Source organism: Streptomyces sp. CRCS-T-1, from assembly GCF_024442335.1.
Lineage (GTDB): Bacteria > Actinomycetota > Actinomycetes > Streptomycetales > Streptomycetaceae > Streptomyces > Streptomyces koelreuteriae.
Genome location: NZ_CP101651.1, coordinates 6058458 through 6071299 on the forward strand (window position 1 = coordinate 6058458; position 12842 = coordinate 6071299).

General features: G+C 72.6%; 12 protein-coding genes. 5 read left to right on the top strand and 7 right to left on the bottom strand.

Features of this window, described 5'->3' with window-relative positions; genetic code table 11:
- Positions 1 to 42: 42 nt before the first annotated feature.
- Positions 43 to 1086: a Gfo/Idh/MocA family protein gene (locus NNW99_RS27425; protein WP_215121836.1), complete on the bottom strand. Its 1044-nt coding sequence runs from the start codon at positions 1084 to 1086 to the stop codon at positions 43 to 45.
- Positions 1087 to 1171: 85 nt separating this feature from the next.
- Between NNW99_RS27425 and NNW99_RS27430 the strand changes: the two genes are divergently transcribed.
- From NNW99_RS27430 to NNW99_RS27440, 3 genes are all read left to right on the top strand, one after another.
- On the top strand, positions 1172 to 2506 hold the full coding sequence (locus NNW99_RS27430; RefSeq protein WP_215121837.1) for a multidrug effflux MFS transporter: 1335 nt from the start codon (positions 1172 to 1174) through the stop codon (positions 2504 to 2506).
- Complete coding sequence (locus NNW99_RS27435; RefSeq protein WP_251057960.1) at positions 2431 to 3633, top strand: serine hydrolase; 1203 nt, start codon at positions 2431 to 2433, stop codon at positions 3631 to 3633. The genes NNW99_RS27430 and NNW99_RS27435 overlap by 76 nt, the downstream gene beginning before the upstream one ends.
- 119 nt (positions 3634 to 3752) lie before the next feature.
- On the top strand, positions 3753 to 4742 hold the full coding sequence (locus tag NNW99_RS27440) for a small ribosomal subunit Rsm22 family protein (RefSeq protein WP_215121838.1): 990 nt from the start codon (positions 3753 to 3755) through the stop codon (positions 4740 to 4742).
- Here the strand turns inward: NNW99_RS27440 and NNW99_RS27445 are convergent, their stop codons facing one another.
- The gene (locus NNW99_RS27445; protein WP_215121839.1) at positions 4743 to 6107 is read right to left on the bottom strand and encodes a S28 family serine protease; all 1365 of its coding nucleotides are present in this window, start codon (positions 6105 to 6107) and stop codon (positions 4743 to 4745) included.
- Between the two features lie 129 nt (positions 6108 to 6236).
- The gene (locus tag NNW99_RS27450; RefSeq protein ID WP_215121840.1) at positions 6237 to 6449 is read right to left on the bottom strand and encodes a DUF6243 family protein; all 213 of its coding nucleotides are present in this window, start codon (positions 6447 to 6449) and stop codon (positions 6237 to 6239) included.
- A gap of 123 nt (positions 6450 to 6572) precedes the next feature.
- On the opposite strand from NNW99_RS27450, the gene NNW99_RS27455 reads away from it, so the two are divergent.
- Positions 6573 to 7202, top strand: coding sequence for a TetR/AcrR family transcriptional regulator (locus tag NNW99_RS27455; protein WP_215121841.1), 630 nt, complete (start codon positions 6573 to 6575; stop codon positions 7200 to 7202).
- Here the strand turns inward: NNW99_RS27455 and NNW99_RS27460 are convergent.
- Positions 7181 to 8101, bottom strand: a complete 921-nt coding sequence (locus NNW99_RS27460; protein ID WP_215121842.1) for a glycerophosphodiester phosphodiesterase family protein — start codon at positions 8099 to 8101, stop codon at positions 7181 to 7183. The genes NNW99_RS27455 and NNW99_RS27460 overlap by 22 nt on opposite strands.
- Before the next feature lie 192 nt (positions 8102 to 8293).
- Between NNW99_RS27460 and NNW99_RS27465 the strand changes: the two genes are divergently transcribed.
- On the top strand, positions 8294 to 9022 hold the full coding sequence (locus NNW99_RS27465) for a bifunctional DNA primase/polymerase (RefSeq protein WP_215121843.1): 729 nt from the start codon (positions 8294 to 8296) through the stop codon (positions 9020 to 9022).
- Positions 9023 to 9067: 45 nt separating this feature from the next.
- Here NNW99_RS27465 and NNW99_RS27470 read toward each other — a convergent pair whose 3' ends face one another.
- The 3 genes from NNW99_RS27470 to efeB form a co-directional block, all read right to left on the bottom strand.
- Positions 9068 to 10060: a hypothetical protein gene (locus NNW99_RS27470; RefSeq protein WP_215121844.1), complete on the bottom strand. Its 993-nt coding sequence runs from the start codon at positions 10058 to 10060 to the stop codon at positions 9068 to 9070.
- 684 nt (positions 10061 to 10744) lie between these two features.
- Positions 10745 to 11587 carry an iron uptake transporter permease EfeU gene (gene efeU / locus NNW99_RS27475; RefSeq protein WP_215121845.1) on the bottom strand — a complete coding sequence of 281 codons (843 nt, stop codon included), beginning with the start codon at positions 11585 to 11587 and terminating at the stop codon, positions 10745 to 10747.
- Between the two features lie 5 nt (positions 11588 to 11592).
- Positions 11593 to 12834: an iron uptake transporter deferrochelatase/peroxidase subunit gene (efeB, locus tag NNW99_RS27480; protein WP_215121846.1), complete on the bottom strand. Its 1242-nt coding sequence runs from the start codon at positions 12832 to 12834 to the stop codon at positions 11593 to 11595.
- Positions 12835 to 12842: the final 8 nt, after the last annotated feature.

Sequence of the window (12842 nt, forward strand, 5' to 3'; positions counted from 1 at the left end):
CGGCCGCCGCGTCCTTCGTGACGGAGGTGGGGGAGCAGGGGCTCAAGCCGGCGTGAGGCGCGGCTCGCCCGTCTCATCGGGGTACTCGCCCGTCTCGCCCGGGTAGCGGACGCCGACGCGGTCCCGGATCGCGTCGAGCGTCCGCATCACGGCGAGCGTGCCGTCGAGCGGGACGAGCGGCGACTCGGTCTCACCGGCGCGCAGGGCGCGCATCACCTCGGCGGCCTCGTGGCGCAGGCTGTTGCGCGGCCCGTCCGCCGGATCGGCCGTGAACTCCTCGGCGTCACGGCCGTCCCGGTGCAGCACGAAACGGTCCGGGAAGAAGAACCCGCCCGGGACGTCGATCCGGCCCCGCGAGCCCGTGACCGAGGCGGAGGTCGCCGTACCGCCGACGATGGAACAGTGCACCGAGCCGAGGGCGCCGCTCTCCCAGGAGAGCAGGGCCGCGGTCTGGAGGTCCACGCCCTCGTCCGAGAGCGTCGCTCGCGCCGTGATGTCCGACGGCTCCCCGAGCAGCAGCTGCGCGAACGACACCGGATACACACCCAGATCGAGCAGCGCGCCCCCGCCCAGCTCCGGGTTCCGCAGCCGGTGCGAGGGCGGGAAAGGCCCGGCCAGCCCGAAATCGGCCTGCACACTGCGCACTTCACCGATCGCACCATCGTCCACCAGGGACTTCAGCCGCCGCACCAGCGGATTGCAGTACATCCACATCGCCTCCATCAGGAAGCGCCCGTGCTCCCGCGCCAGCGCGACGAGTTCCGCCGCCTCGCGCACGTTCAGCGTGAACGGCTTCTCGCACAGCACGTTCCGCCCGGCCGCCAGACACAGACCGGCGGCGGTCCGGTGCGCCGTGTGCGGTGTGGCGACGTAGACGACATCGATGTCCTCGTCCCGCGCGAGCCGGTTCCAGTCGCCGTACGCCCGGGGTATCCCGAACCGCTCCGCGAACGCCTTCGCCGACTCCTCGGACCGTGACGCCACCGCCACGACCTCCGCGTCCGGCAGGTCGAACAGATCCGCCGTGAACGCGGCGGCGATCCCACCGGTCGCCAGGACGCCCCACCGCACCGTGTCCGCCGTCATACCGCGCCGCCTTCGCCTTGTGACCCCGAGCAGTCCGTACGAGCTGAGAGCATAGGGGGCGATCGAATCGAACAGGGAGGGACTCATGCCCGAGGGTGGGGCGTCCATATCGAACACCGCACAGGGGGCCGCAGCAGGCACGGAGCGCCCCGACCTCACAGCGCAGCGCCGCACCGGGCTCCTCGTCACGTTCCTCCTCGGCAGCCTGACGGCCGTACCGCCGCTGGCGATGGACATGTATCTCCCGTCACTGCCGGAGGTCACCCGCTCCCTGCACGCGCCCGCCGCGACCGTCCAGCTCACCCTCACCGCCTGCCTCGCCGGCATGGCCCTCGGCCAGCTCGTCGTCGGGCCGATGAGCGACCGCTGGGGGCGCCGCCGGCCGCTGCTCGCCGGGCTCGCCGTCTTCGTCGTCGCCACCGTCCTGTGCGCCCTCGCCCCCACCGTCGAGTCCCTGGTCGCCTTCCGGCTGGCGCAGGGCCTCGCGGGCGCCGCCGCGATCGTCATCGCCCGGGCCGTCGTCCGCGACCTCTACGACGGCATGGCCATGGCCCGCTTCTTCTCCACCCTCATGCTGATCTCCGGGGTCGCCCCGATCGTGGCGCCGCTGATCGGCGGACAGGTGCTGCGCGTCACGGACTGGCGGGGCGTGTTCGTCGTCCTCACCGGCATCGGCATCGCGATCGGCGTCCTGGTCTGGACGAAGCTGCCCGAGACCCTGCCGCCCGCCGAGCGCCACAGCGGCGGCGTCGGCGAGGCCCTGCGCGCGATGCGCGGCCTGCTCGCCGACCGCTCCTTCGCCGGCTACACCCTCACCGGCGGCTTCGCCTTCGCCTCCCTCTTCGCCTACATCTCGGCGTCCCCCTTCGTCATCCAGGAGATCTACGGCGCCTCCCCGCAGACGTTCAGCCTGCTGTTCGGCGTCAACTCGGTCGGGCTGGTCCTCGTCGGCCAGATCAACGGCAAGGTCCTGGTCGGCCGGGTCAGCCTGGACCGGGTGCTGGGCATCGGCCTGACGATCGTCATCACCGCCGCGACCGCGCTGCTGCTGATGTCCACGGGCGTCTTCGGCGAGGTCGGCCTCACGCCCGTCGCCGTCGCGCTCTTCGTACTGATGTCCGCGATGGGCATCACCCTGCCCAACACCCAGGCCCTCGCCCTGATGCGCACCAAGCACAACGCGGGCTCCGCGTCCGCCCTGCTCGGCACGTCGTCGTTCCTCATCGGCGCGATCGCCTCCCCGCTCGTCGGCGTCGCCGGCGAGGACACCGCCGTCCCGATGGCTGTCGTCCAACTGGCCGCCGCACTGGTGGCGGTGGCCTGCTTCGTGGGAATGTGCCGACCTTGGAAGGCTCCGAAGACCCCGAAGGCCTCGGAGACGGAGAACAGCACCGCGAGCGCGGAGGGAGCGGACAGCTGAGCGCACCGAGACTGCGCGACGGCACGCCGGAACGGGCCGGACTCGACCCCGTGGAACTGCGCCACCTCATCCGGGAGGTGCACGTCCTCACCACCGGGCAGCGCCCCTGGGCACCGGGCGCCGTCCTGGTCGTCGGACGCGGCCCCGTGATCGCGGTGGAGGAGGCGGCGGGCTGGGCCGTGCGCTACTCGGCCTACGACGAGGACGCCGACGCCGGTGTGGAGCTGCCCGCCGAGGACCGGGTCCCGATGACCGTCGGCACACCCTTCGACCTGGCGTCCCTCACGAAACTGTTCACGTCCGTGGCCGCCGTGCAGCAGATCGAGCGCGGCACGCTGGGCATCGACGCGAGGGTGGGCGCGTATCTGCCCGACTTCACGGCGGCAGCCCGGCACGGCGTCACCGTACGACAGCTCCTCACCCACACCTCCGGGCTGCGGCCCGAACTCCCGCTGTACGACTGCGCGGATGCCGCGCACCGGCTGGCGATGCTCCAGGCGGAACCGCCGGTCGGGGTGCCCGGCACGTACTGCTACTCCGACCTGAACATGCTGCTCCTCCAGTACGTCCTGGAGCGGGTCACCGGCCGCACGCTCGACGTCCTCGTCCGCGACGGCATCACCCGGCCGCTGGGCATGACGGCGACGGAGTTCGGGCCGTGCCCCGGGGCGGCGGCCACGGAGGACCAGCGGCGGCCGTGGGCCAAGGCGGACCGGGGCATGCTGCGGGGCGAGGTCCACGACGAGAACGCCTGGGCGCTGGGCGGTGTGGCCGGCCACGCTGGCCTGTTCTCCACGGGCCGGGACCTCGCGGTGTTCTGCCGCACCCTCCTCGCCGGCGGCTCCCACGGCCCCGCCCGCATCCTCGGCCCCGACTTCGTCGACCTCCTCTTCACCCCACCCGGCCTCGGCTTCTCCCTCGACCAGCCCTGGTTCATGGGCGACCTCGCCGGCCGAGGAGCGGCCGGCCACACCGGCTTCACCGGCACGTCCCTCGTCCTCGACCCGGCGACGGACACGTTCCTGATCCTCCTCACGAACACGGTCCACCCGGTCCGCCGCCGCCCGGACAACGCACCGAGGGCAGCGGCGGCGGCACGGGTGGCACGAGCGGTACGGGGCATCTGAGAGCACGGCTCTCCCAGGGGAGCGCGCCTCGGCCGGCCCTGCCGCGTGAGCACGCCCTGTCGCACGAGCCCCGTGAGCACCGCTCTCTCCCTCCCCCTCGGCCCTCGTAGAATCGCCGGGTGAACGCCCCCGCACCCCCGGCCGCCGAAACCCTCCGTGCCGCTCTTGCCGGTCTGCTCGACGGGCTGCCGCCTCGGCAGGCCTCGCGGGCGGTGGAGCGGTTGATCGCCAGCTATCGGGGGGCGACTCCCACCGACGCTCCGATCCTCCGGGACCGGGCCGATGTGGCCGCCTATGCCGCTTACCGGATGCCGGCGACCTTCGAGGCCGTGCGGTCGGCGCTGGAGGCGTTCGCGGATGCCGTGCCCGAGTGGGTGCCCGGCGGGCATCTGGACGTCGGCGGCGGTACGGGGGCCGCGGCCTGGGCCGTGGCCGCGACCTGGGACGGGGAGCGGCCCGTCACCGTGCTCGACTGGGCCGAGCCCGCGCTGGCCCTCGGCCGGGAGATCGCCGCGGCCGACCCGGCCCTGCGGGACGTGCGGTGGCAGCGCGCCCGGATCGGGGCGGCGCTCAGCCTCGAGAGCACGGATCTCGTCACCGTCTCCTACGTCCTCAACGAGCTGACCGCCCCCGACCGCACCGCCCTCGTCGACGCCGCCGCGGCCGCCGCACAGGCCGTCGTGATCGTCGAACCCGGCACCCCCGACGGCTACGCCCGCGTCATCGAGGCGCGGGAACGGCTGATCGCCGCCGGCTTCCACATCGCCGCCCCCTGCCCGCACAGCGAGGCCTGCCCCATCGCCCCCGGCACGGACTGGTGCCACTTCTCGGCCCGGGTCAGCCGCTCCTCCCTGCACCGCCAGGTCAAGGGCGGCTCCCTGCCGTACGAGGACGAGAAGTTCAGCTACGTCGCCGCCGCCCGCTTCCCCGTCGAACCGGCCCCCGCACGCGTCGTACGCAAGCCCCAGATCCGCAAGGGCCAGGTCCTCCTCGACCTCTGCGAGACCGACCCGGCCCTGAACCGCACCACCGTCACCAAGCGCCACGGCGACCTGTACAAGGCCGCACGCGACGCCGACTGGGGAGACGCCTGGCCGCCCGCCCCCTGATCACCGGCCTCCTGCCGAACCGACCCAGCGCAGCAACGTCTCCTCCGCCGACGCCCGGTCGGTGGGGGACAGGTTCGCGATGTCGACGCTGTGATTGCCGCCCGGCACCCACAGCGTCCGGGAGTCGGGACCCCCGGGCCGGAAGTGCTCGGCCACGGCCGGGTCCTGGGCGCCGTTGACGAACAGCAGCCGGCTGCCGCGGCGGCGGACCCAGCGGTCGATGTCCGGCATGGCGCGCGTGTCGAAGACCATGGGGATGTCCCGGGGCACGAAGTTGCGCGCCGCGATGCCGTCCGGATGGCGCAGCAGGTCCGCGAGGTGGCCGGTGGGGACATCGCCGTACCCGAGCTGCGTGCCGATCTGGTACCAGTACGGGATGTACCGCCCGGCCGCCGTGTCGGCGTACAGGGACAGCCCGGCCCAGTTGTCCAGCCAGGTGTACAGCTCGTCCGTCGTCGCCTCCGGGCCGGGGATCGCGGCGGTGTCGGCCGGTGTCGCGCGCTGCCAGAACATGAACAGCACCCGTAGCACGGCGATTTCGAAGGCCTTGTCCGCGCTGCCGACGATGCGGAAGGTGTCGCCGGAGGCGGACGCCCAGGCCTCGTAGCGGGCGACCAGCTCGGCCCGGTGCAGCAGCATCCGGCGCTGGGCGGCCTTGACGGCCTCACGGGCGGGGGCGGTGCCGACCGTCTCCAGGAAGCGCAGGCAGGCGGAGTCCTCGCGGTCGTCGACGTTGTTCGGGGCCGAGTAGACCACCGTGCCGTCCACGTCACCGGGGTGGAAGCGCCGGTGGTAGAGGCTCGTCATGCCGCCCTTGCTGCTGCCGGTGGACAGCCACGCGCCGGGGTAGACCCGGCGGAACAGGCGGACGACGCGGTGGTGGTCGTCGGCGGCCTGGCGGATGGTGAGGTGGGCGTAGCCGGGGTCCGCCGGGCGTGAGACGCCGAAGTAGCGGTGTTCCACCTGGAGTTGGTTGGCACCCAGCAGCGTCGCCGGTTCGGTGAGCCGCGGGGTGAGGACCGCGTGATAGCCGGTGCTGAACAGCACCGTGGGCCGGTCGGCGGCGGTGTGGAGCAGGGTGAGGCGCTGCTCGAAGGTGCCGGCCGAGGGGTCGGTGTGGTCGACCGGCTGGCGCAGGCCGAGGACGAAGTGCCGGTACCCCGCTCCGGCGTCCCGCCGCTCCTCGATCAGCCGCAGTCCGGGCAGCGCCCGCAGGGTGTCCGCGATGTCGGCGTCCGCCGGCCGGGGCCCTCCGTCCGCCGCCCTCGCCGGTCCGGCCGCCGTGACGGCGAGGCCCGCAGCGGAGACGGCGGAGGCCGCCGAGGCCGCCGAGGTGAGCAGCCGTCGTCTCGTCCACACGCCCATCGTGTTTCCTCCCGGGTGTCCGTCGGTCGCGGTGTGCGGTCGCGGTGTCGCGACCGCTTCAGTACATCCGCCGGACGTCCCGGGAGGATCCCGCGCGCGAGGGGACGCCCTCCCCCGGACGGGGGAGGCTCACGACGACCGGCCGGTCGTACCGCCCTCCTGTCCTGCCTGCTGTTGCTGCCGCTTCTCCTGGAGCTTGCGCAGCAGCTCGCGCTTCTGGGCCTGCGGATCGAGACCGCCGCCGATCCGGCCGCCCCGGCCGTCGCCGCGCAGCGCGCTGCGGCCGAGGTTCTTGCGTGATCCGCCGACGCCCAGCATGTTTCCGGCTCCGCCTCGGGTCATGTCGGGGCTCCTCTCCTGAGTACGTGAGTACGATGGTGATGCGACGAGACGTTTCGTCTCGTTCCTTGCCTTCACCACTGTCAGGCGAGACGCACCGTCTTGTCAACCTGATAAATTCGAGCCATGAGCCCGAAGAAGCCCGCGCAGCCCGCCCCCGACTCCACCCGGCGCAGCGAGAAGTCCCGCCGCGCCATCTACGACGCCGCCCTCACCCTGGTCGCGGAGGTCGGCTACCCCAAGACCACCATCGAGGGCATCGCCGCCCGGGCCGGTGTCGGCAAGCAGACGATCTACCGCTGGTGGTCCTCCAAGGCCGACGTCCTGCTGGAGGCCTTCCTCGACCTGAGCGAACAGGCGTCCCGGGACGCGGGCGGGGAGTACGACTTCGCCATCCCCGACACCGGCGACCTCGCCGCCGACCTCAAGGCCGTCCTGCGTCTCACCGTCGACCAGCTCCGGGACCCCCGCTTCGAGGGTCCCTCCCGTGCCCTGGCCGCCGAGGGCGTCGTCGACGAGCAGCTGGGCCGCGTCATGGTGGCCAATCTGCTCGAACCCTCGCTCCGGCTGTACGCCGACCGGGTGCGCGCCGCGCAGGAGGCCGGCCAGGTCCGCCCGGACGTCGACCCGCGCATCGCCCTCGAACTCTGGGTCTCCCCCCTCGCCCAGCGCTGGCTGCAGTACACCGGCCCGATCTCCTACGAGTACACCGACACCCTCGTCGACTACGCCCTTCAGGGCCTCGCGCCCCGCTGAAAGGCCCTGCGGGCGTCCCGCTGGGCGACCTCCCGGGCCTCCCGGGCCTGCCAGGACTCCCGCTCGGCGATCCGAGCCAGCCGCCCCGGCGCGTCCGTGATCACCCCGGTGCACCCCAGCTCCAGCACCCGGTCCCGCTGGGTGTCCGTCATCACCGTGTGCGCCCACACCCGCGCGATCCCCGAGTTCACCGCCCGCACCAGATCCGCGTCGCGCGCCCGGTGGTCCACGTCCAGCAGATCGACGTACGACCGCCAGCGCTCCGGCCGGTCCGTGCGCATCTGGCGCGCCGAGCGCCACAGCTGGGTGAGCAGGCCGAGGCGGTGGGCGCGCCGGGCCACCCGGGGGTCGTTGGAGTTCACGAAGACCGAGCGGGTCAGGCCGCGGGCCCGGATCAGAGCGGCCAGCCGGTCCAGACTCCGCGGATCCTTCGCCTCCAGCATCAGCACGATCCGCCCGCCGAAACGGTCCAGGACCTCCGCGACCGTCGGCGGCCGCTCCGACCGCCAGCTCCCCGGCAGCACATCCCTCGGGCGCAGCCGTACGCCCTGCCACTCCCGGGCGTCCAGGCCGCGCACCGCGCCGCCCAGATAGGTGGTGCGGTTCAGGGTCTCGTCGTGGAACACCACCGGCGTGCCGTCGCGCAGCAGCCGGGTGTCGAAGTCCAGCACCTGCGCCGTACCGCGCCGGTAGGCGGCCATCAGCCCCGCCATGCTGTTCTCGGGGACCTCGTGGGCGCCGCCGCGGTGCGCGACGTAGGTGATCCGGGGGAGCGCCGCCACCGTCAGCGGGCCGTTGCCCCACTCCAGGGGCAGCGGGGCGGTGCCGTGTGCCGTGAGGGTCAGCGCGACCACGGAAGCCGCGGTGGCCAGGCCCGTCAGCGCGATCGTTGTGACCATGGCGATACGGTAGGGCGCTATATCGGGTCAAAGCGGGCAATGACACCGATCTTGGTGCGGCATATGCCTCGCTCGCCCCACCGGTACCCGTCTCATAGCTCCTGCCCCTGATGTGGGCACTGGCCCCCCGGTGCGCGGGAAGATGGGACCATAGGGCATGCTGTTCCGCACGACGGCGAGGCGAGGGGATAGATGAGCGCGGAGTTCGGCGGCCGGACCGGCCTTCGGGGCAAACTCACCCAGTGGCTGCGTGCCGGGCGCCCGCCGAAGGAGGCCGCCGGTGACGGCGGCCGTGAGGCCCTGCTGCTCGCCGCCGCCGGAGCGGGACTGCCGCTCGCGCCCGCCGCCCACCCGGCCGGCTACCGCTGCTCCTGCGACCGTGTCGGCTGTCCCACCCCGGCCCGGCACCCCGTGTCCTTCGCCTGGCAGACGCAGTCCACCACCGACCGCGCCCAGATCGAGCGCTGGGCCCGCCATCAGCCCGAAGCCAACTTCATCACCGCGACCGGCATGATGCACGACGTCCTCGACGTGCCCCTCGACGCCGGTCGCGACGCGTTGGAGCGGCTGCTCGCGGAGGGTGTCGAGGTCGGGCCGGTCGCCGAGAGCGACGACGGCCGCATGCTCTTCTTCACCCTCACCCGGGGTACGCCCGAGGACGAGGACGAGTGGTGGCCGTGCGAGCTGGACTGTCACCCCGAGACGGCGGACGAGCACCCCGGGCTGCGCTGGCACTGCCGCGGCTCCTACGTCCTCGTGCCGCCCGCCCGGCTGCCCGGTGACGGCCAAGCCGTGCGGTGGGTGCGCGGGCCCGAGCACGAGCTGCCCGACCCGTTGAGTCTGCTGGAGGTGCTCACCGAGGTCTGCGGGCGGTACGTCGACGCCGACTCGGCGGGGTCGGCGTGGCCCTCGCGACGCTGAGGCCTCCGAGCCGGGGCGAGTGTTGAGTCGGGCTCAGGCCCTTGGTTACGAGCCCTCCGCGGACGTCATGCCCTGGATCCGGCCCAGGATCGTCACCTTGCCCTGGCCCTTCGGATCCAGCGCCACCTCGTTGGAGACGAACTCCAGCGTGAGCGACTGCTTGATCTCGCCCTTCGTCAGGGCCAGCACGTCCTTGTTGGGGGTCGGGAACTCCGTGCCCGCGTAGGCCGTCTGCTTCTCGTAGTGCCGCGTCGTGAAGAACACCAGCGCGCCACCGTCCGTCGTGCGCAGCGCCAGCGGCCCGTAGTCGCCGTTCGTCAGCGGCTCGTCGATGTACTGGGTGACCAGGCCCGGCCTCTTGGTGTTCTTCTCGCGCAGCGCACGCCACTGGCTGGTGTGCGCGCCGTCCGCGAAGACGGCCCCGCCGTTCTTCAGATACGTCGTGTACGTCTGGCTCAGATCGCCGGGCTGCGCCGCCAGGCCGGGCGTGTTCACCGGCACCGACTCGGCCCAGCCGTCCGCGTCCTTCTTGAACTCCGGGACCTTGTCGGGGGCGACGAGCGTCAGGTACGCGACCTGGAAGGGGTCGTCGAGGCTGCTGCGGGTGAACACCAGCAGCCAGCGGGCGGTGCCGCCCTTGTTGCCGGCGGCGTCGACGACGAACCAGCGGGGCCAGCCGGCCTTCTTCGGGATCGTGAACTTCGCGTCCGTCAGCTTCAGTGCTGAGTGGTTCGGGTTGCCGCCCGGGTTGTTCTTCCGGCCGGCCTCCAGACGAGCCGTGTCGATGTCGGCGAGGGCGCCGGTGGTGTGCTCGGCGTCCAGGGAGGCGTCGTAGGCCTTGTCGGCCTCGTTGTACGCGGCCGTGAACTCCTGGAGGGCCTTGGCGGCTTCGGCGCGGGTCGTGGACGGGAGGATCTCCCGTTCGCCGTGCACGACGACGCATCCGCTCGCCGTCAACGACAAAGCGGTCACCGAGGCCGATATGAGGCTCCTCCGGCCCAGCGTGCGGAGTGTTCGAGGGTCGCGATCCCTGATCATCGGGTGCCTTCACCTTCCCCTTTCCGGAGGCGAACCCTACCGGGTGCCTCCGGCGGTTGGGGCGGGGTGGGTAGGTCTGGCCCTGCGTCTGTGCCTGACGTCGGGTGGTGGGTTCGCGCCTGACGGCGGGTGGTGCGTCTGTGCCTGACGTCGGGTGGTGGGTTCGCGCCTGACGGCGGGTGGTGCGTCTGTGCCTGACGTCGGGTGGTGGGTTCGCGCCTGACGGCGGGTGGTGCGTCTGTGCCTGACGTCGGGTGGTGGGTTCGCGCCTGACGGCGGGTGGTGCGTCTGTGCCTGACGTCGGGTGGTGGGTTCGCGTCCGACGTCGGGTGGCGCGTCCGCGCCTAGGCGCCGGTGGTGGGTCGGGGCCGCGCCGGGGGGTGTCCGTCCTCGGAACGGCGCGATGGGGTCGGGGACCAATTGACTGTTCGTTGACGCGCCAACCGCTGCGGGCGGACACCCCCCGACACGTCCCCTTCTCGCCGTACGCGGGTGCGGGCGCGTCGTGGCGCTCCGCCAGCCGCCGCACCCGCCCTGGCTGCCGCAGGCCGCCGCGCGGGCCCGCCCTCGCCGCCTGGCCGCGGGCCCGCCCTGCCGCCCCCGCTGCGGGCATGCGTGCCGCTAGGGGCGGCACGGGTGGGCGCAGCGGCACCCCGCCACGCCGGGCTGCGGACCCACCCGGCCTCAGCTGTCCCGGGTCGGGTCTGTAATTGCCCGGCGTTGTACGAGGCCCGAGGGGGCAAGGAACAGGGCCAGGGTCGGGATCAGGTACAGGAGCCATACCGTCACCTGGAGGACCGTCGGGTCGGGCTGGAAGTTGAGGATGCCCTTGAGGAGGGTGCCGTACCAGCTGTCCGGAGGGATCGTGCCGGAGATGTCGAAGGCCCTGTTCGTGAGGCCGGGCAGGAAGTCGGCCTCCTGGAGGTCGTGGACGCCGTACGCCAGTACACCCGCGGCGACGACCACGAGCATGCCGCCGGTCCACGTGAAGAACCTCGCCAGGTTGATCCGCAGCGCGCCCCGGTAGAACAGCCAGCCCAGCAGCACTGCCGTGGCAAGGCCGAGACCCACACCGACCAGCGGCCGGGGCGTGCCGTCGCTCGCCGCGTGGACCGAGGCCCAGACGAACAGGGCCGTTTCCAGGCCCTCCCGCCCCACGGCCAGGAACGCCGTCGCGACCAGCGCCCCCGTCCCCATCGCCAGCGCCGCGTCCAGCCTGCCGTGCAGCTCCGCCTTGAGATGCCGTGCGGTGCGGCGCATCCAGAACACCATCCACGTCACGAGTCCGACCGCGACGATGGAGAGGGAGCCCCCGAGCGCCTCCTGGGCCTGGAACGTCAGCTCCTGGGAGCCGAATTCGAGCGCGCAGCCGAAACCGAGGGACAGGGCGATCGCGACCCCGATGCCGGTCCAGATCGGCTTCAGGGCGTCCCTGCGGTCCGTCTTGACCAGATAGGCGATGAGGATGCAGACGACGAGGCTCGCCTCAAGACCCTCGCGCAGGCCGATCAGGTAGTTGGAGAACATCGGGTCTACGCCTCCCCGGAGAACAGCGTCCGGCCCCACCAGTCGTCCTTGTCGCGGACGCCCGGCGGGATCGCGAAGAGCGCCGAACTCACGTGCTGGATGTACTCGTTGAGCGCGTCTGTCGCCAGATTGCGCTGGATCGGGATGAAGCCCTCGCGGACGTCCCGCTGGTAGGCCAGGAAGAACAGGCCCGCGTCCAGGCGGCCGAGGCGGTCCGTGCCGTCGGTGAAGGAGTAGCCGCGGCGGAGGATCGTCGCCCCCCGGTTGGAGTCGGGGTGCGCGAGCCGGACGTGTGCGTCGGGCTTCATCGCCTTGAGGAACGGCTCGTCGCGCTCCTTCGCCTTGCCGACCGGGGCGCCCTCGCCCTTGTCGCGGCCGAAGATGTCCTCCTGCTCCTGGAGCGAGGTGCGGTCCCACGGCTCGATGTGCATACGGATGCGGCGGGCGACGAGGTAGGAGCCGCCGGTCATCCAGGACGGGCCGCCGTCCTTCTCGGACACCCAGACGTGCTTGCGCAAGCGGTCCGTCTCCGTGCCCGCGATGTTGCGCGTGCCGTCCTTGAAGCCCATCAGGTTGCGCGGGGTCTGCGCCTCGGGCGTCGTCGAGGACGTCTTGCCGAAGCCGAGCTGCGACCAGCGGATGACCACCTTGCCGAATCCGATACGGGCCAGGTTGCGGATCGCGTGCACGGCGATTTGCGGATCGTCCGCGCAGGCCTGGACACAGAGGTCGCCGCCGCTGCGGGCCGTGTCGAGGTTGTCGCCCGCGAACTTCGGCAGGTCGATCAGTGCTTCGGGCCGGTGGTCCGTGAGGCCGAACCTCTCGAACAGGGTCGGGCCGAAGCCGATCGTGAGCGTCAGGCGGGAGGGTCTGAGGCCCAGGGCCTCGCCCGTGTCGTCCGGGGGCGCCTCGGGCAGCCCGCCGTAGGCGCCCTCGCCGACCGGGTGCCCGGCCGTCATCCGCCGGGCGGCCTGCGTCCAGTCCTTGAGCAGTTGGACGAACTGCGCGCGGTCGTCGGTCGTCACGTCGAACGCGGCGAAGTGCAGGCGGTCCTGGACCGGGGTGGCGATGCCCGCCTGGTGCATGCCGTGGAAGGGGACCGCCGCTCCGGGGTCTGCCGGGGCTGCGTCGTTGCCGTGGGCCAGGGCGACCGCTCCGCCTGCCGTGGCGGCGCCGAGCGCCAGGCCCGCGCCGCCCCAGCCGAGCAGTGAACGGCGGGAGGGGGACGGTGGGTTGGTGTCCGTCATGGTGTGTC

Bases quoted from the DNA above. Each gene is read 5' to 3' on its own strand.
- NNW99_RS27455 (WP_215121841.1), top strand. From the start codon at position 6,573: ATGAGCCCGAAGAAGCCCGCGCAGCCCGCCCCCGACTCCACCCGGCGC.
- NNW99_RS27470 (WP_215121844.1), bottom strand. From the start codon at position 10,060: ATGATCAGGGATCGCGACCCTCGAACACTCCGCACGCTGGGCCGGAGG.
- NNW99_RS27465 (WP_215121843.1), top strand. From the start codon at position 8,294: ATGAGCGCGGAGTTCGGCGGCCGGACCGGCCTTCGGGGCAAACTCACC.
- NNW99_RS27445 (WP_215121839.1), bottom strand. From the start codon at position 6,107: ATGGGCGTGTGGACGAGACGACGGCTGCTCACCTCGGCGGCCTCGGCG.
- NNW99_RS27450 (WP_215121840.1), bottom strand. From the start codon at position 6,449: ATGACCCGAGGCGGAGCCGGAAACATGCTGGGCGTCGGCGGATCACGC.
- efeB (WP_215121846.1), bottom strand. From the start codon at position 12,834: ATGACGGACACCAACCCACCGTCCCCCTCCCGCCGTTCACTGCTCGGC.
- NNW99_RS27430 (WP_215121837.1), top strand. From the start codon at position 1,172: ATGCCCGAGGGTGGGGCGTCCATATCGAACACCGCACAGGGGGCCGCA.
- efeU (WP_215121845.1), bottom strand. From the start codon at position 11,587: ATGTTCTCCAACTACCTGATCGGCCTGCGCGAGGGTCTTGAGGCGAGC.
- NNW99_RS27425 (WP_215121836.1), bottom strand. From the start codon at position 1,086: ATGACGGCGGACACGGTGCGGTGGGGCGTCCTGGCGACCGGTGGGATC.
- NNW99_RS27460 (WP_215121842.1), bottom strand. From the start codon at position 8,101: ATGGTCACAACGATCGCGCTGACGGGCCTGGCCACCGCGGCTTCCGTG.